A 16,990-nucleotide genomic window follows, 5' to 3' on the forward strand; every position below is an offset into this window, starting at 1 on the left:
GCTCACCGGAAGGTGTTGCACTGCGCCATGTCGCCGGCCCGGTAGCCCTGGTAGAACCACTGCTGGCGCTGCTCGGCCGAGCCGTGCGTCCAGGACTCGGGGGTGACCCGGCCCTGGAACTTCTCCTGGATGCGGTCGTCGCCCACGGCCGCCGCCGCGTCCAGGCCCTCGCGGATGTCCGCGTCGTCGAGGCTGGTGATCAGCGGCCTGCCCGTCCTGTCGTCGGGGGTGCGGGTCGCGTGCCGCGCCCAGACCCCCGCGTAGCAGTCGGCCTGCAGCTCCACCTTCACGGCGTTGCTGTTCTGTCCCGTACGCCCGTCCTGCGAGCGCTCCAGCGTCCCCATCAGGTTCTGCACGTGGTGCCCGTACTCGTGCGCCACGACGTACGCCTGCGCGAACGGCCCGCCGCTCGAACCGAACTTGGTCCGCAGCTCGTCGAAGAAGCCCAGGTCCAGATAGACCTTCCGGTCCCCGGGGCAGTAGAAGGGGCCGACCGCCGACGACGCGGCGCCACAGGCCGTGCCCACCCGGCTCGTGTACAGAACGGTCGGCGCGGCGGAGTAGGTGCCCTGCCTGCGCCGGAACTCCGGGCGCCAGTAGTCCTGCACGCTGTTGACCACGGCCACCATGCGGCAGTCGTCCTTGGCGTTCGCGTCCCGGCCCGTACGGCAGCCCTGCTGCACCTGTGCGAGGGACGAGGAGGTCGCGGCGGGCTCCTCGTCGCCCGACGAGAGGCCGAGCTGGTCCGGGCCGACCCCGAAGAGCAGCCCGAGGACCAGTGCGATCAGGCCCGCGACGCCGCCGCCGACCGTCGCCCTGCCGCCGGGAATCCGGCTGCCGCGCACGTCCTGCACCTCGGACGTGTCCAGGTCGGCGTCGTCGTCGAACCGCATGGGCGCACCACCCTCTGCCTCGCGTCCGGGGCGGCGTCGTGCCGCCCTGTGCCGAGATACCGGCGCCTTCATCCTGATATGCCCCACCCCGCGCGGCGCCGGACGGGGGTCCGAACGGGGGACCCCTGCCGACCGGCGCGCCGTGTCGCGGCCATGGCCCGGGCCCGCACGGTGACACCGCCGCTACGCTCTGCGCCTGTTGCGTGGACAGAGGTACCGGCAGAGATGCCGAAGAGGGGGAGCGTCGTGTCCGTAATGCCGTTCGAGGCGTCCGGCGCCGGGCCCGTGCGCCCCGCGCCCGCCCGCCGCGGCTCCCGGCTCGCGCTCCCGGTGGTCCTCGGCCTCCTCGCCCTGCCGCTCATCACCGCCGCCCACCACTCGCGACCGGCCCCCTACGGAGACCACGTCAGCGTCCACGCGCGCGTGGACACCGGCACGGCCGCCCCCGGCCTGCGGACCAGGGGCCGCGCGGTCGAGGCGTACGACAGGACGACGGGCCGCCCGCGCTGGACCTACACGCGCGAAGGAGCCCGGCCGCTCGCCCTGCTCACCGCCACCGGGCACGCCGTCACGCTCTGGGACGACGGCCTGGTCACCGACACCGCGCGGACCGACGGCAGCGCCGTCCGCTGGCACCGGGCCATCCCCGGCAGCGCCGCCTGGCTCGGCTCCCCTGCCGCCCGCGGCGCCGCCGGAGTCCTCAACCGGCTCGACCCCCGCGGCCGGATGCTCGCCGTCATCACCCCGCAGCGCATCGCCGCCTATCGCAGCGCCGACGGGGACCTGCGCTGGGTGCTGCCCGCCGAACCGGGCTGCGCCTTCGAGCCCGCCCGTTCCGTGCGTCACCGCGCCGCCCTGATGGTCGCCCAGCCCTGCGGCGACGCCTCGACGCCGTGGACCTCACAGCTGATCGCCGTGGACGACCTCGGGCGGCTCGTGCCCCGGCGAACCCCCCTGGGCAACGAGCTGCCGGACGGTGCCCCCGGCGACGTACGAACCCGGGCAGGAAAAGAGCTTGCACCGCCCCGTTAGAATTGGCCTCATGGCCATTCTCCTCGTGCACTAGACGGCGTGATCGCCTCGCAAACTTCCGCCGTCCATCCCCCTGTCCTGGAGTCTGTCCGTGATCACCGCATCCGGCATCGAGCTGCGCGCCGGCGCCCGCATCCTCATCGAGAACGCCACCTTCCGTATCGCCAAGGGCGACCGCATCGGCCTGGTGGGACGCAACGGAGCGGGCAAGACCACGCTCACCAAGTGCCTCGCGGGTGAGGGCGTCCCGGCCGGCGGCACCATCAGCCGCTCCGGCGAGGTCGGCTACCTCCCGCAGGACCCGCGCACCGGCGACCTGGACGTCCTTGCCCGCGACCGCATCCTCTCCGCCCGCGGCCTCGACACCCTGATCCGCAAGATGCGCGAGAACGAACAGCGCATCGCCAACGGCTCGGGCGCCACCCGCGACAAGGCGATGAGGCAGTACGAGCGCCAGGAGACGGAGTTCCTCACCAAGGGCGGGTACGCCGCCGAGGCCGAGGCCGCCACCATCGCCGCCGCGCTCAGCCTCCCCGACCGCGTGCTCGGCCAGCCCCTGCACACGCTCTCCGGAGGCCAGCGCCGCCGAGTCGAGCTGGCCCGCATCCTCTTCTCGGACGCCGACACCCTGCTCCTCGACGAGCCGACGAACCACCTCGACGCCGACTCCATCGTCTGGCTCAGGGACTACCTCAAGTCCTACCGCGGCGGCTTCATCGTGATCTCCCACGACGTCGAACTGGTCGAGACGGTCGTCAACAAGGTCTTCTATCTGGACGCCAACCGCGCCCAGATCGACGTCTACAACATGGGCTGGAAGCTCTACCAGCAGCAGCGCGAGTCCGACGAGAAGCGCCGCAAGCGCGAGCGCCAGAACGCCGAGAAGAAGGCCGCGACGCTCCATTCGCAGGCCGACAAGATGCGCGCCAAGGCCACCAAGACCGTCGCCGCCCAGAACATGGCCAAGCGCGCCGACAAGCTCCTCGCCGGTCTGGAGGAGGTGCGCCAGAGCGACAAGGTCGCCAAGCTGCGCTTCCCGGACCCCGCACCCTGCGGCAAGACCCCGCTGATGGCGGAGGGGCTCTCCAAGTCGTACGGCTCCCTGGAGATCTTCACCGACGTCGACCTCGCCATCGACAAGGGCTCGCGCGTGGTCATCCTCGGCCTCAACGGCGCGGGCAAGACCACGCTCCTGCGGCTGCTCGGCGGCGCCGAGAAGCCCGACACCGGACAGGTCATCGAGGGCCACGGCCTCAAGCTCGGCTACTACGCCCAGGAGCACGAGACCCTCGACCCGGACCGCACGGTCCTGGAGAACATGCGCTCGGCCGCTCCCGACCTCGACCTCGTGGCGGTGCGCAAGACGCTCGGTTCGTTCCTCTTCTCCGGCGACGACGTCGACAAGCCCGCGGGCGTCCTGTCCGGCGGCGAGAAGACCCGTCTGGCGCTCGCCACCCTGGTCGTCTCCTCCGCCAACGTGCTGCTCCTCGACGAGCCCACGAACAACCTCGACCCGGCCAGCCGCGAGGAGATCCTGGGCGCCCTTCGCACCTACAAGGGCGCGGTCGTCCTCGTCACGCACGACGAGGGCGCCGTGGAGGCACTCCAGCCGGAGCGGATCATCCTGCTGCCCGACGGGGTCGAGGACCTGTGGGGCCAGGACTACGCCGATCTGGTCGCCCTCGCCTGACCCGCGCGGCCCCGGCCGCCGGGGCCGCACAGGTCAGGCGAGGCGTCCACATTGGTTGATCGAATAACTGATCCACTGCGTATGGATCATTCGGCCGATCCGTGATCCTTCATCTGTGTGAGGTCTCCTCGTACCGAGGTGTGGGATACACGGATTTTCTTGGAGGTCGTGGGCGTGGCGGGGTTTTTCCTCCGCCACCGCGCTGACCTGGCACTTCTGTCGGCAACCGAATCCGCCGCCTGGAATTCAGCACACGGAATCAGTAATTCCGCTCGTGGTGTCGTCTTCCCTTGCGGGAAACCTCGTCGTACGGACCTTGCCGAATGGGTGGCCAGGAAGCCCAAGAGGGGTGATCATGAGAAGTCCAGAGCGCACTTCCCATGAGGAGGCACGGGTGGCCGAGACTCTGAAGAAGGGCAGCCGGGTAACCGGCGCCGCGCGCGACAAGCTCGCGGCAGACCTGAAGAAGAAGTACGACGGCGGTGCGAGCATCCGGGCGTTGGCCGAGGAGACCGGCCGTTCGTACGGTTTTGTGCACCGCATGCTCAGCGAGTCCGGAGTCACGCTGCGGGGACGCGGCGGGGCTACGCGAGGCAAGAAGGCCGCAGCCGGCTGACGGCTGCGGGCGGTTCACCGGCTCCGACGGTGGCCACCCGGTCGATCGTTCCCCAGCCCTTAACGGGACCTGGGGGAGTACCGCATCGGCCGGGTGGTTACTGTGCAGTCACTTACGGGCGCGTACGTGCGTCCGGACCGACCGCACACCACCATCGGAGGCCCCCATGGTTTCGCCCGGCAGTGAACTCGGCGGATCCGCACCGGTACTCGACAAGGACGGCGTACGCCTGACTGTCGACGAGGCCGTCGCCACGGTGACGCTGGCCAACCCGGCCAAGCGCAACGCCCAATCTCCCGCGCTGTGGAGGGCGTTGGCCGAGGCAGGCCGGTTGTTGCCGGGCAGTGTCCGTGTCGTCGTGCTCCGCGGTGAGGGCAAGTCCTTCTCCGCGGGCCTCGACCGCCAGGCGTTCACGCCCGAGGGCTTCGACGGTGAGCCGTCATTCATCGATCTCGCACGCGGTGAGGACGATGTCCTCGACGCGACGATCGCGGAGTACCAGGAGGCGTTCACCTGGTGGCGGCGCAGTGACATCGTGTCCATCGCCGCCGTGCAGGGGCACGCCATCGGTGCGGGCTTCCAGCTCGCGCTCGCCTGTGACCTGCGTATCGTCGCCGACGACGTGCAGTTCGCCATGCGCGAGACCAGCCTGGGCCTGGTGCCCGACCTCACCGGCACGCACCCCCTCGTGGGGCTTGTCGGCTACGCCCGCGCGCTCGAGATCTGCGCCACCGGTCGGTTCGTCCAGGCGCCCGAGGCGGAACGTGTGGGCCTGGCCAACCTCGTCGTACTGGCCGACCAGCTCGACGCCTCCGTGGCCGATCTGGCGGCAGCGCTGCTGGCCGCGCCGCGGGACGCCGTCATCGAGACCAAGACCCTCTTGCAGGGCGCGTCCGCACGGACCTACGAGGACCAGCGCACGGCGGAGCGCGCCGCCCAGGGCCGCCGCCTCCGGGACCTGGCGGGCCTCGGCGACTGACACCTTCCGCGGGGTCGGGGTGGTCAGCCTTTCCCGGCGCCGTGGCGGCCGGCCCTCATGCCATCCCGGTGGTCAGTTCCTCACTCCACCGCGGTGACCAGGACGGCCACCGATGGGTGGTCCTTCAGGGCTTGGCCGATTGCCGTGCGGACCGCGAGTGCCACGTCCAGGGAGCGGTGGTCGCGGGCTGTTGCCAGTTCCACGCGCGCGTGGCGGCGTGGCAGCGCGGCCCGCGTCGTCGGCAACTCTTCGATGTGGACGGCGCGGCCGAGTCCGCCGAGCGCGCCGGTCAGCCGCCGCACGCCCGGCACGGCGAGCGCGGCGCCGGCCGCGGTGGCCTCGTCCCCGTCCTTGGCGGTCGGCTGCGCTCCGTCCGGCGGGGTCCTCGCGGACGCCGTGTCCGGCGGTACGCCGACGGGGGTCGACTCGCCCGCGTCGAGCAGCGTCGTCACGTTGAGATCCACCTCCGCGACCACCAGGCCGAGCCGCTCGTCGGCCGCCGCGAACAGAGCCGTCCGGAGCCGGGCCGCGGCCACGGGAAGCGGCTCGGTCGGCTCGGCCGCGAATTCCGCGGTGATCCGCAGCGGACCCGGCGGCAGCGCACTCGGCGGTGGCGGTACGGAGGAGGCCTCTGCCGTAGTGGGATCGGCGAGCGCGAGGCGCAGGCCGCCGAGACGAACGCCGCTCACCTGTTCCGCCGCATGGCGCAGTACTCCGCCCGCGCACGCCTCGGTCAGCCAGGCGCCGTCACCGGGTCCGCCCAGGGGAAGAACGCGCCCCAGGCCGAGCTGTCGCCGTACCGCATCGGTCCATCCGTCACCGGTCATTGCCCCAGCCTGCCGCATCCCTGGCGCGCGAGGACGTAACCGCACTTAGTGTGGGCGAAGGAGCAGATCCCCTTTCGAAAGGGACAGACGGCGATGAGTGACACCGGACAGCGGAACCGGCCCCAGGAGACCCTCGCGAAGGAGTCCCCCGACGAGGCGACGGGGAAGAGCGGCTCGACCAGGAGGGGCGGCGGAGATCCCGCGACCCGCGGGCGCACCACCATCGCGGACGGCGTCGTCGAGAAGATCGCCGGGCTCGCGGCCCGCGATGTCGTCGGCGTGCACGCCATGGGCGGCGGCCTCGCAAGGACATTCGGCGCCGTGCGCGACCGGGTGCCCGGCGGCTCGGGCGCCAAGTCCGTATCGCGCGGCGTGAAGGCGGAGGTCGGCGAGGTACAGACGGCGCTCGACCTGGAGATCGTCGTCGAGTACGGCGTCTCGATCGCGGACGTCACGCGCGCCGTGCGGGAGAACGTCATCTCCGCGGTCGAGCGGATGACCGGGCTCGAAGTCGTCGAGGTCAACATCGCGGTGAGCGACGTAAAGCTCCCGGACGAGGAAGACGATGAGCCGCAAGGCCGCCTTCAGTAACGGCGCCGCCTTCCGCAACAAGGCCGCCTTCAGTAACGCTGTCGCCGGGAGCGCGAACTCAAGGAGTGCACGATGAGCAGGGCCGTGATCGGCATGGTGGCCGGAATGGCACTCGGCTTCGCCGGGTACTTCGGCGGGTTCGGGGCGTTTTTGCTGGTGGCCGCATTGGGCGCCATAGGGTTTGTCGCGGGCCGGTTCCTCGAGGGGGACCTGGAGCTCGGCGACTTCTTCCGTACCCGTGGCGACGACCGGCGGCGGTGAGCCGTGGCGGCACAGGTCGCGCCCGGGGAGCGCGGTGCGACCAGGATCGCCGACCGGGTCGTAGCGAAGATCGCCGCACAGGCGGCACGCGAGGCGCTGACGCGGGTGCCCGCGAACGGCTCGCCGCCGCACGCGACCGTCACCGTGCGCCATGACGTCGCCCATGTGCGCGTGAGCGTCGATCTCGACTACCCCTCGGACATCGGCGGGCAGTGCGGTGCGGTGCGTCGCCAAGTCACCGAACGGGTAAAGGCGTTGGCGGGAATGGAAGTGCCGGAGGTCGCGGTCCAGGTCGAGCGGCTGCACTCGGCACACGTGCGCGGCGCGGCACAGGGGAGGACGCGATGAGCGAGTCTCAGGGGTCTCATGCGGCGGGCGGCGCAGGTGGTGCGGGCAGTGCGGGCGGCATGGGCGGCACACAGCCGGTACCCGTCGTCGAACGGACCGGCAGCGAACTCGACCAGTCGGCGTCCGCGGCGTCGTACGATCCGTCGCCCACGCCGCCCACCCTGCCCGACAACGCGAAGCCGTCCCGCTTCTGGTCACCGCGACGCGTGCCCGCCGCCGTCGTCGCGCTGCTGCTCCTCGGCGGCGCGGGGCTCCTGCTGTACGACATCGCGGCGGTGCGGGCCGGGCACTCCGCCATGGGGTGGCGCGGTGACCTCGCGCGCGAACTCGCCGAGCGGCCCCTGAAGGACACGTGGGTCCTCGTCGGCGCCGGGGTGGCCGCGGCCGCCGGGGTGTGGCTGATCGTGCTCGCCGCGACCCCCGGCCTCCGGGCGGTCCTCGCGATGCGGCGCGAGGACCCGGACATCCGGGCGGGCCTGCATCGGGGCGCCGCCGCGATGGTGCTGCGGGACCGGGCTATGGACGTGGCGGGCGTGCAGTCGGTGCGGGTCCGTATGAAGCGCTCCAAGGTGGACGTCCGCGCCGTCTCGCACTTCCGCGAACTCGACGACGTACGCGGCGACCTGGACAACACGCTGGCCGACGGCATCAGGGACCTGGGTCTCGGTCGCGGCCCCGCGCTCTCGGTGCGGGTGGCGCGGCCCGGCAGGAAAGGCTGAGCGCGATGCTGAAGACGGTCAATCGTGTGGTGCTCGGCCTGATCGGCCTGCTGCTGGTGCTCGGGGGCGGCTCGGTGCTCGCCGTCGGGCTCGGGGCGCCGCCACCCTCCTGGTGGGTCCACGACGGGAAGCGTGACGTCCTGCTGAGCGACGCGGACCGGGAGCGGTGGCGGGACGAGAGCTGGTTCTGGCCCGCGGTGATCGCCGTACTGGCGGTGTGCCTGCTGCTCGCACTGTGGTGGCTGGTGGCGCAGTTCCGGCGGCGGAGGCTGGCCGAGGTGCTCGTGGAGACCGGCGACGGCGAGGGGGCTCTGCTGCGGGGGCGGGCCCTGGAGAACGTGCTGGTGGGGGAGGCGGAGTCGCTGGAGGGCGTGCAGCGTGCCGCAGTCTCCCTGACGGGCCGCCGCAACGCTCCGGAGGCGAGGGTGTCCCTGCACTTGGAACCCCATGCCACGCCGGGGGAGGCGCTGCACCGACTCTCCGTGGAGGCGCTGGCGCACGCAAGAGACTCGGCGGGCCTCGACCACCTGCCCGCGGTGGTGCAACTGCGGGGCGTGAAGCACCGGGCCGAACGGGTGAGCTGACGGGTTCGTCCGGGTTCGCCGACCGGGCGGGGTGATGGGTTCGGCCGGGTTCGTCGAGCGGCTGGGGTGGCGAGTCCGTGCCGCTTGGTCGGGCGGGCGCGTTGACGAGTCCGCCCGAGGGTCGCCGGGCGCGTGAGTCGAAGAGTTCGTCCGCCCTCGCCGCCGGACAGGCCGCGTCGCTGAGCCCGCAGCCCGTCCGGCGATCCCGGACGCCCGGGGCTCAGAACCCGTGCCGTGCCCCGCCGTCCACCGGCAGCATGACGCCCGTCAGGTACGACGCCGCGGGTGAGAGGAAGAACGCCGCCGTTCGGCCGAACTCCTCCGGAGTGCCGTACCGCCGCAGCGGGATACGCGACTCGTGGCCCGCACGGGTGGCCTCGGGGTCCGCGGAGAGGCCGTCCAACTGTCGTACCCGGTCCGTGTCGATACGGGACGGGAGCAGCCCGACGACGCGGATGCCCCGCGGCCCGACCTCGTCGGCGAGGGACTTCGCGAAGCCCGCGAGCCCCGGCCGCAGCCCGTTGGAGATCGTCAGGCCCGGAATCGGCTCGTGCACGGAGGCGGAGAGGACGAAGCCGATGACGCCTCCCTCGCCGAGTTCCGCCGCCGCGCCGCGGGCAAGGCGGACCGCCCCGAGGAAGACCGACTCGAAGGCCGACTCCCACTGCTCGTCCGTGTTGTCGGCGACAAAGCCCGGCGCGGGCCCGCCGACACTGATCAGCACACCGTCGAAACGCCCGAAATGTTCGCGAGCGGCGGCGATGAGCCGGTCGGCGACGGCCGGATCGGCGTTGTCCGCCGCGATACCGCGGGCGTTCTCGCCGAGTTCGCCCGCCGCCTCGGCGACCGTCTTCTCGTCCCGGCCGGTGATCAGTACCTTCGCGCCGTCCGCGACCAGCGCACGCGCGGCGGCGTTGCCCAGGCCGCGGGTGGCACCGGTGATGACGTAGACGCGGTCCTTCAGTCCAAGATCCATGGCCCTATCCTGCCGCCTCGCAAGGGCGGAACGCGAGGCCCGAACGCGACGACGGAACGCGACGACGGCGGCGCTACACCGAAGCCGGCGTGGCCTCCGGCGCCGGCGCCTCCGCGGCGGCCGCGCGGCGGTCCTTCAGCTCCCTGCGCACCAGGACCACCCAGCCGATGGGGACACCCGTGCAGAACAGCCACCACTGGACGGCGTACGCCATGTGCGGGCCGATGTCGCCGTGCTCGGGCTCGCCGATCAGCTGGGGGGAGTCCCCGGCGGGCTCCGGCGAGGTCAGCTCGACGTAGCCGCCGAGAACCTCCTTGCCGAGGCTGTGCGCCTGCTGCCCGCTGCTGATCAGCATGATCTGACGGTCCGGCAGTCCCCGGACGTCCTTGATGCCGCTCTGCGCGGACGTCTCGTCGGCCATCAGACGGCCGGTGACGGTGATCTTGCCCTTGGGCGGCGCGGGAACCTTCGGGAACTCGGTCTGCGGTCCGTTCGCCGGGATCCAGCCCCGGTTGACGAGCAGGACCTTGCCGTTGTCGAGGACGAACGGGGTCAGGACGTGGAAGCCGATCTCCTCGTCGGAGTTCGTGCGGCGCCGCACGACGACCTCGTCCTTGGTGTCGTACGTGCCGTGCGCGCTCACCCTGCGGTAGCGCTCGGAGTCCGCCACGGAGTGGCCGGGCGAGGTCAGCCGCTCGGCCGGGACCGGATCAGCGTCCAGCGCCTTCGAGATCTCCGCGTTCTGCGCCACGCGGTGCTCGTGGCGGTGCAACTGCCAGAAGCCCAGCTCGATCATCGTGGGGATGAGAACGAGGCCGATGAGGGTAAGGATCACCCACTGCCGGGTCAACAGGAAGCGGTACACCCCATGACGGTACAACTCGGCCATGGGGTGCACAGGAGTGGGGTGCTTCGGGCGGTGGTCAGGGGCCGTGCGCCGGAGTCCGGGTCACACCCTGTCGACGATGCCCACCTGCCCCTCCGCGCGCGAGCAGTGCGCACCGCAGTACCACTTCCCCTCCACCTCCACGCCCTGTCCGATGATCCGGCACCGGCAGTGCTCACAGATGGGCGCCATCCGGTGAATGGCGCAGGAGAAGCAGTCGAAGACGTGCACGGCGCCTTGCGCGTGCACCTCGAAGGACATGCCGTAGTCGTTTCCGCAGACCTCGCAACGTGCCATGCGCCACAGGGTGGGACGCGAGGCGCCCGCATGCGAGCAAGCAGGCGGTAGCCGGGCCGACAATCACCCGTCTGACGCCCGCCGGGCGGCTCAGCCCTCCGCCGCCGGAGCGACGTCCTGGAGAAGCTGGCCGAACGCGGCCTCGTCTATGACGGGCGTGCCGAAGGAGCGCGCCTTCACGGTCTTGGAGGTGCCCGAATCCGGGTCGTTCGTGACGAGCAGGCTGGTCAGCCGGGACAGGCTGGTCGCGATGTGCAGACCGGCCTCGACCGCCCGGTCCTCCAGGAGCTCGCGCTCGACGGAGGTGTCGCCGGAGAACGCGACACGCATGCCCTGTTGGAGTGGTTTGCCCGGTTCGTACCGACCCGGGTTGGGGTACGGGCAGGCGGGCCGCTTGCGCGAGGGGCGCCAACTTCCCGGACCGGACGACGAGTACGACGAGTACGAGGAGCCCGGCCCGGGCTGGCGGACGATCCGGGGCGCGCCGTCGGACCACTCGGTGAGCGGGAGGCACTCCAGGAGCGGCAGCCGCACCCCGCCGCCGGCCGCGGCCTTGAGGCTGGGGCGGAACGCCTCGGCGAGCACGCGCGCGTCGTCGAGGGCGTTGTGCGCCTGGCGCTGCTCGACGCCGAAGTGCGCGGCGAGCGACTCCAGCTTGTGGTTGGGCAGCGGGAGCCGCAGCTCCTTGGAGAGCGCGATGGTGCACAGGCGCTGGCGCACGGGCGCGGTGAGCTCCGCGCGTGCGTACTCCCTGGCGATCATCGACCAGTCGAATACGGCGTTGTGGGCGACCAGGACGCGGTCGGCGAGACGCGCGGCGAACTCGTCGGCGATGTCCTTGAAGAGGGGCGCGTCCGCGAGGAGCTCGGTGGTGAGGCCGTGGATCCATACGGGGCCGGGATCGCGCTGGGGGTTGACCAGCGTGTACCAGTGGTCCTCCACCTCGCCCCGGGCGTCCAGGCGGTAGACGGCAGCCGACACTATGCGGTCGTCGCGGGCGAGGCCCGTGGTCTCGACGTCGACGACCGCGTACCCCGTTGGGTACGCGGCCGGCCAGGTGGCTGCGGACGCTGCGGTCGTCTGGTCTTCGAGCATGGTCCATGAGGATACGGGCCGCGACTGACAGTCAGCTCCCCGGTCCTGTGCGCGGGTCGGTCACTTGGCCGGTTCGGTCGCCGGAGGCGGGGGCCCCGGGGTGAGAAGTCCGGACACCAGTGCGGTCACCGACACGGTGAACAGTGTCTCGGGGTCGGCGGGCCGGGCGAGGGCGCGGGCGAGTGCCGGATCCTGCTCGGCCGTCTGCCCGCCCCACAGCTCCTCCTCGCCGGGCCGCTGTACGGGCGCGCGTTCGCGGTACCGCTCGACCAGGAGGTGGCCGACGACGTGGACCTGTACGGCGCGTACGGCGTCGGCGGCGCGGGTGCCGCGCAGGCCCGCCGCGTGCACCTCGTGGACGAGGACCTGCTGGGCGGGCAGGAACATCCGCTCGGTGAGGCCGCGTTCGTGCACCATCGCGACGAGGTGCGGGTGGCCGCGCAGCTGCCGGCGCAGGGCGCGCGCCACGGAGACGATGCGTCGCTCGGGGGTGCGGCCGGCGGGCCGGATGGCGCCGAGGTCGGCCAGGGTGCGCTCTACGAGGGCGTCGAGGAGCGACTCGCGGTTGCCGACGTGCCAGTAGATCGAGGTGACGGCGGTGCCGAGTTCGGCGGCGAGCCTGCGCATCGTCAGGGCCCCGGGGCCGTGCTGCTTCACGAGGGCCGTGGCGGCGGCGAGGACCTGCTCCCGGTCGAGATGCCCGCGTTCCCGGTCCGGATGCGTACGCGTCTCTTCACTCTTCACGACTCCTGTTGTAACTGTGTTACAGAACCGCCCGCAAGACCTCTTGTAGTCCTGTCGGAGTCCTGACGAAGGGTGGTACGGCATGGCACGCGTACGGTATGGAGCGCGCACCGAGGCGGAGATCGCCGCGGCGCGCGCCGCGAGTTCGAAGCTGCCCGACATCTGGTCCACCGGTGTGGTGGCCGTCTGGGAGAGCGACCCGGATGCGGTGGCGGCCGTCCTGCCACCTCCGCTGAAGCCCGGCAGCCGGCCGCTGGTGCGGGCCAACATCAGCAAGGTCGACCTGCCCGGCTATCCGCTCGGCGCGGGTTCGGTGGCCGTCGCCGCCGAGCACCAGGGGGTGCGGGGCTGGTATCCCCTTGTCATGCCGATGACCCACGAGCGGGCGCTGATCGGCGGGCGCGAGGTCTTCGGGGAGCCGAAGAAGCTGGGCGAGGTCGAGGTGGAGCGCGACGGCCTGGTCGTCCGGGCCTGGCTGGCCCGGCACGGCATCGCCTTCGTGGAGGTGCGCGGCGCCGTCAACGGAGCCCTGCCGATTCCGGAGCCGGTCCGGAAGACGGACTTCTACTTCAAGTTCCTGCCCGCGGTGGACGGTTCGGGCTTCGACGCGGATCCGGTGCTCGTGCACTGCGTGCGCAACGAGAAGGTGCGCAAGCTGGAGGGCATCACCGGGGACGTCGTGCTGCGCGAGTCGATGTACGACCCCGTCGCCGACCTCCCCGTACACGCGGTCGTCGAGATCACCGTCGGCGAGAAGACCACCGACCAGCGGGGCCGGGTGGCCGAGCGCGTCAGCGCGCAGGCGCTCCTGCCGTACATCCACCAGCGCTACGACGACCCGCAGCAGATCCTCGACGGGCCGCCCGAGGGGAGCGTCTGAGATGGAGTTGCGGGAAGGGCAGGTCGCCGTCGTCACGGGCGCGGCGAGCGGAATCGGCCTCGCGATGGCGCGGCGGTTCGCGGCGGACGGCCTGAAGGTGGTCCTCGCGGACGTCGAAGAGGGCGCCCTGGAGAAGGCGGCGGCCGGGCTGCGCGAGGACGGGGCGAGCGTGCACGCGCGCGTGGTCGACGTCGGCTCGCGCGAGCAGGTCTTCGCCCTCGCCGAAGCGGCGTACGAGAAGTTCGGCGCCGTCCATGTGCTGTGCAACAACGCGGGTGTCGGCTCCGGCGCAGAGGGCCGCATGTGGGAGCACGAGCCGAACGACTGGAAGTGGGCGTTCGAGGTCAATGTGTGGGGCGTCTTCCACGGCATCCAGGCGTTCGTGCCCCGGATGATCGAGGGCGGCGAGCCCGGCCATGTCGTCAACACGTCCTCCGGCGACGGCGGCATCGCACCGCTGCCGACGGCGTCCGTGTACGCGGTCACCAAGGCGGCCGTCGTGACGATGACGGAGTCCCTGTACGCGCATCTGAAGGCGGAGCACGCGCGCGTGGGCGCCTCCGTGCTCTTCCCGGGGCCGCACATGCTGCGCACGGGCCTGTGGGAGTCGCACCGCAACCGCCCCGACCGCTATGCCAAGTCCCGCCCCCGCAAGACCCCTTACCGCAGCCTCGACCAGTGGGAAGCCGCGATGAAGGACGCGGGCCGCGAGGTGGAGTTCACGCCCGTCGAGCAGGTGGCGGACTTCGTGGCGGAGGGGATAGCGGCCGACCGCTTCTGGCTGCTCCCGGAGAGCGAGCACAGCGACCGGCAGATCAAGGCCAGGTCGCGGTCGATGCTGGACCGCGCGGACCCGGCGTATCTGGAGAGCTTCATTCTGGACTGAAGGGCACGTGATGACCGACCAGGATCCCTACCTGATCATCTCCTCCGACTGCCACGCCGGGCTCCCCACCGAGGAGTACCGGCCCTATCTCGACAGCCGCTTCCACCGGGACTTCGACCAGTTCCTGGGGGAGCGCGACGCCCGCCGCGAGGAGGCGACGCGGCTCGGTATCCGCAACGACGCGTTCGCCGCCAAGTGGTTCGAGGACAACGAGGAGGGCCTGCGCGGCGGCTGGGAGACCGCGCAGCGCCTCAAGGAGCTCGACGGCGACGGGGTGGCCGCCGAGGTCGTCTTCCCCGACGCGGACGCCGTCGACAGCCAGACGGCGGCGCCCTTCGGGGTGGGCCTCGGGCTCTCCGGTGACCAGGACCCGGAGCTCGGCATGGCGGGCGCGCAGGCGCACAACCGCTGGCTGGCCGAGTTCGTGTCCGAGCACCCCGAACGGCACTGCGGGGTCGCGCTGTTGCCCGTCACGGGCGAGGTCGACCGGGTCGTCGCCGAGGTCCACCGGGCCAAGGAGTCCGGGCTCGGCGCGCTGATGATCCCCTCCATGTGGGTCGACAAGGCGCCCTACCACGACCGGCGTTACGACCCCGTGTGGGCGGCGGCGGCCGAGTGCGCGATGCCGGTGATGACCCACTCCGGGGCGGCGCCCCGCCATGAGTACGGCGACCATCTGGGGATCTACGTCTCCGAAGTGACCTGGTGGCCCGCGCGGCCGCTGTGGTTCATGCTCTGGTCGGGCGTCTTCGAGCGTCATCCGGGGCTGAAGTTCGGCGTCGCGGAGTCCGGTTGCTGGTGGCTGCCGAATCTCCTGTGGTTCATGGACCGCCTCTACCTGGGCGCGCACGGCGGCAAGAAGCTCTCCCCGTTCGCCGAGCTCAAGCGGCCCCCGCACGAGTACCTGGACCGGCAGATCTTCGTCTGCGCCACCAACACCAAGCGCCGCGAACTCGCCCAGCGCTACGAGATCGGCGTCGACAACATCCTCTGGGGCAGCGACTTCCCGCACCCCGAAGGCACCTGGCCCGACACGCGCGCGTGGCTGAAGAAAACCTTCCACGACATCCCGGTGGGGGAGACCCGCCGGATGCTGGGTCTCGCGGCGGCCGACGTCTTCGGCTTCGACACCGCGAAGCTGGTGCCGCTGGCCCGCCGTATCGGCCCCACGCCCGCCGACCTCGGGCAGGAGGCCGACGCCGCGGGCCAGGCGGCCGTAGAGGCGTCCTGGGCGCGCTCGCGCGAGGTCGGACGCCACTGGCTGACCGACCACGACTTCCCGGTACTGGGGGCACAGACATGACCGAAGACATGACAGAGGGCGCGGCAGAGGAGCCCGGCACGGCAGAGGGCGCGGCAGAGGGCACGGCAGAGGAGCGCTACACCGTCATCTCCGCGGACTGCCACGCGGGCGCCGATCTCCTCGACTACAAGCCCTACTTGGCCTCCGCCCACCACGACGCGTTCGACGCGTGGGCGGCCACCTACGTCAATCCGTACGAGGACCTGCTCGCCGACACCGCCGACCGCAATTGGAACTCGGACCGCCGATTGGCCGATCTGGAGCGGGACGGCATCGTCGGCGAGGTCGTCTTCCCGAACACCATCCCGCCCTTCTTCCCGAGCGCCTCCCTGATGGCACCGGCGCCGACGCGTGCGGAGTTCGAGCAGCGCTGGGCGGGCCTGCGCGCCCACAACCGCTGGCTCGCCGACTTCTGCGCGGCGGCTCCGGGGCGCAGGGCGGGCGTCTTCCAGATCCTCCTGAACGACGTGGACGAGGCCGTCAAGGAGATCCACCGGGCCGCCGACGCGGGCCTGAACGGCGGCCTTCTGCTGCCCGGCACACCGCCGGGCAGCGGACTCGCTGAGCTCTACTCGGCCACGTACGACCCGATCTGGGCGGCCTGCGCCGAGCGCGGCGTACCGGTCAACCACCATGCGGGATCGGCCTCGCCGCCGCTCGGGGAGGAACCGGCCGCGCGGGCCGTCTTCATGGTGGAGACGACGTGGTTCTCGCACCGGGCCCTGTGGCACCTGGTGTTCGGCGGCGCCTTCCGCCGCCACCCCGAGCTGCGGCTCGTGCTCACGGAGCAGGGCTCGGGCTGGATCCCCGGCGTGCTCGACATGCTGGACTACTACCACGGGCGGCTTGTCGCGGCGGCCTCGAAGACGGGGGCGGGCGGTACGGCGGAGTCGAAGTTCGGTGCGGGGCTCGCCGACGCGATGGGCAAGGGTCCCTCCGAGGTCTGGCGCGACAACTGCTTCGTCGGCGCGAGTTTCATGCGCCCGCACGAGGCGCGGATGAGGGACCGGATCGGCATCGACAAGATCATGTGGGGCAGCGACTACCCGCACGACGAAGGCACGCACCCGTACTCGCGCGAAGGACTCCGCATCGCCTACGCGGGCCTCCCGAAGGACGAGATCGCGGCCATGGTCGGCGGCAACGCGGCCCGTGTCTACGGCTTCGACCTGGAGCGGCTCGGGGAGGTCGCCGCGCGCGTGGGACCGACGGTCCGGGAGCTGGAGGAGCCCCTCAAGGAGACCCCGGCCGGCGCGACGAGCCCGGTGTTCGCTCCCGGAGGGTCGGCGCGCGTCTGGTGAAGTCGCGCGCGGCGCCGAACCGCATGGCGATCTCCGCTTTTGGCGGAGATCGCCAACATCCGCTTCTTTACCACCGGTAATA

Annotated in this window: 20 protein-coding genes; 13 read left to right on the top strand and 7 right to left on the bottom strand. The window is 71.7% G+C overall.

Features of this window, described 5'->3' with window-relative positions; genetic code table 11:
• Positions 1–2: 2 nt before the first annotated feature.
• Complete coding sequence (gene ypfJ / locus IE226_RS23725; protein ID WP_190083339.1) at positions 3–893, bottom strand: KPN_02809 family neutral zinc metallopeptidase; 891 nt, start codon at positions 891–893, stop codon at positions 3–5.
• A 255-nt stretch (positions 894–1,148) separates the two neighbouring features.
• On the opposite strand from ypfJ, the gene IE226_RS23730 reads away from it, so the two are divergent.
• The 4 genes from IE226_RS23730 to IE226_RS23745 all read left to right on the top strand — a co-directional run bounded on the left by IE226_RS23730 (position 1,149) and on the right by IE226_RS23745 (position 5,210).
• Positions 1,149–1,925, top strand: a complete 777-nt coding sequence (locus IE226_RS23730) for a PQQ-binding-like beta-propeller repeat protein (RefSeq protein WP_190083417.1) — start codon at positions 1,149–1,151, stop codon at positions 1,923–1,925.
• 91 nt (positions 1,926–2,016) lie between these two features.
• Positions 2,017–3,615, top strand: coding sequence for an ABC-F family ATP-binding cassette domain-containing protein (locus IE226_RS23735; RefSeq protein ID WP_190083340.1), 1,599 nt, complete (start codon positions 2,017–2,019; stop codon positions 3,613–3,615).
• Between the two features lie 394 nt (positions 3,616–4,009).
• Positions 4,010–4,231 (top strand): helix-turn-helix domain-containing protein, encoded by a 222-nt coding sequence (locus IE226_RS23740; RefSeq protein ID WP_055550175.1) that lies wholly within the window; start codon positions 4,010–4,012, stop codon positions 4,229–4,231.
• A gap of 166 nt (positions 4,232–4,397) precedes the next feature.
• The gene (locus tag IE226_RS23745; RefSeq protein WP_190083341.1) at positions 4,398–5,210 is read left to right on the top strand and encodes an enoyl-CoA hydratase/isomerase family protein; all 813 of its coding nucleotides are present in this window, start codon (positions 4,398–4,400) and stop codon (positions 5,208–5,210) included.
• Positions 5,211–5,290: 80 nt separating this feature from the next.
• Here IE226_RS23745 and IE226_RS23750 read toward each other — a convergent pair whose 3' ends face one another.
• The gene (locus IE226_RS23750; RefSeq protein WP_190083342.1) at positions 5,291–6,037 is read right to left on the bottom strand and encodes a nucleopolyhedrovirus P10 family protein; all 747 of its coding nucleotides are present in this window, start codon (positions 6,035–6,037) and stop codon (positions 5,291–5,293) included.
• 93 nt (positions 6,038–6,130) lie between these two features.
• On the opposite strand from IE226_RS23750, the gene IE226_RS23755 reads away from it, so the two are divergent.
• The 5 genes from IE226_RS23755 (at position 6,131) to amaP (ending at position 8,540) form a co-directional block, all read left to right on the top strand.
• Positions 6,131–6,628, top strand: a complete 498-nt coding sequence (locus IE226_RS23755) for an Asp23/Gls24 family envelope stress response protein (RefSeq protein ID WP_190083343.1) — start codon at positions 6,131–6,133, stop codon at positions 6,626–6,628.
• 72 nt (positions 6,629–6,700) lie between these two features.
• On the top strand, positions 6,701–6,889 hold the full coding sequence (locus tag IE226_RS23760) for a hypothetical protein (RefSeq protein WP_190083344.1): 189 nt from the start codon (positions 6,701–6,703) through the stop codon (positions 6,887–6,889).
• 3 nt (positions 6,890–6,892) lie between these two features.
• Positions 6,893–7,237 (top strand): Asp23/Gls24 family envelope stress response protein, encoded by a 345-nt coding sequence (locus IE226_RS23765; RefSeq protein ID WP_190083345.1) that lies wholly within the window; start codon positions 6,893–6,895, stop codon positions 7,235–7,237.
• On the top strand, positions 7,234–7,956 hold the full coding sequence (locus tag IE226_RS23770) for a DUF6286 domain-containing protein (RefSeq protein ID WP_373307019.1): 723 nt from the start codon (positions 7,234–7,236) through the stop codon (positions 7,954–7,956). Before IE226_RS23765 ends, IE226_RS23770 begins: the two co-directional genes overlap by 4 nt.
• 5 nt (positions 7,957–7,961) lie before the next feature.
• Positions 7,962–8,540 carry an alkaline shock response membrane anchor protein AmaP gene (gene amaP, locus IE226_RS23775; RefSeq protein ID WP_190083346.1) on the top strand — a complete coding sequence of 193 codons (579 nt, stop codon included), beginning with the start codon at positions 7,962–7,964 and terminating at the stop codon, positions 8,538–8,540.
• Between the two features lie 220 nt (positions 8,541–8,760).
• On the opposite strand, the gene IE226_RS23780 is transcribed toward amaP, so the two are convergent.
• The 5 genes from IE226_RS23780 to IE226_RS23800 form a co-directional block, all read right to left on the bottom strand.
• Positions 8,761–9,516, bottom strand: coding sequence for an SDR family oxidoreductase (locus IE226_RS23780; protein WP_190083347.1), 756 nt, complete (start codon positions 9,514–9,516; stop codon positions 8,761–8,763).
• 73 nt (positions 9,517–9,589) lie between these two features.
• On the bottom strand, positions 9,590–10,381 hold the full coding sequence (locus tag IE226_RS23785) for an SURF1 family cytochrome oxidase biogenesis protein (protein WP_190083419.1): 792 nt from the start codon (positions 10,379–10,381) through the stop codon (positions 9,590–9,592).
• An 84-nt stretch (positions 10,382–10,465) separates the two neighbouring features.
• Positions 10,466–10,699, bottom strand: coding sequence for a metallothionein (locus IE226_RS23790; protein WP_190083348.1), 234 nt, complete (start codon positions 10,697–10,699; stop codon positions 10,466–10,468).
• A 90-nt stretch (positions 10,700–10,789) separates the two neighbouring features.
• Positions 10,790–11,794, bottom strand: a complete 1,005-nt coding sequence (locus IE226_RS23795) for a DEDDh family exonuclease (protein ID WP_190083349.1) — start codon at positions 11,792–11,794, stop codon at positions 10,790–10,792.
• 60 nt (positions 11,795–11,854) lie between these two features.
• Positions 11,855–12,538, bottom strand: a complete 684-nt coding sequence (locus IE226_RS23800; protein ID WP_229871494.1) for a TetR/AcrR family transcriptional regulator — start codon at positions 12,536–12,538, stop codon at positions 11,855–11,857.
• 82 nt (positions 12,539–12,620) lie between these two features.
• On the opposite strand from IE226_RS23800, the gene IE226_RS23805 reads away from it, so the two are divergent.
• The 4 genes from IE226_RS23805 to IE226_RS23820 are packed head-to-tail and all read left to right on the top strand — an operon-like array spanning position 12,621 to position 16,908.
• Positions 12,621–13,418: an acetoacetate decarboxylase family protein gene (locus IE226_RS23805; RefSeq protein ID WP_190083351.1), complete on the top strand. Its 798-nt coding sequence runs from the start codon at positions 12,621–12,623 to the stop codon at positions 13,416–13,418.
• 1 nt (position 13,419) lies between these two features.
• The gene (locus IE226_RS23810) at positions 13,420–14,304 is read left to right on the top strand and encodes an SDR family NAD(P)-dependent oxidoreductase (RefSeq protein WP_190083352.1); all 885 of its coding nucleotides are present in this window, start codon (positions 13,420–13,422) and stop codon (positions 14,302–14,304) included.
• A gap of 10 nt (positions 14,305–14,314) precedes the next feature.
• On the top strand, positions 14,315–15,607 hold the full coding sequence (locus IE226_RS23815) for an amidohydrolase family protein (RefSeq protein WP_190083353.1): 1,293 nt from the start codon (positions 14,315–14,317) through the stop codon (positions 15,605–15,607).
• Positions 15,608–15,615: 8 nt separating this feature from the next.
• The gene (locus tag IE226_RS23820) at positions 15,616–16,908 is read left to right on the top strand and encodes an amidohydrolase family protein (RefSeq protein ID WP_190083420.1); all 1,293 of its coding nucleotides are present in this window, start codon (positions 15,616–15,618) and stop codon (positions 16,906–16,908) included.
• The last annotated feature ends 82 nt before the right edge of the window (positions 16,909–16,990 follow it).

Origin of the sequence: Streptomyces longisporoflavus (assembly GCF_014649775.1) — a bacterium.
GTDB classification, from domain to species: domain Bacteria; phylum Actinomycetota; class Actinomycetes; order Streptomycetales; family Streptomycetaceae; genus Streptomyces; species Streptomyces longisporoflavus.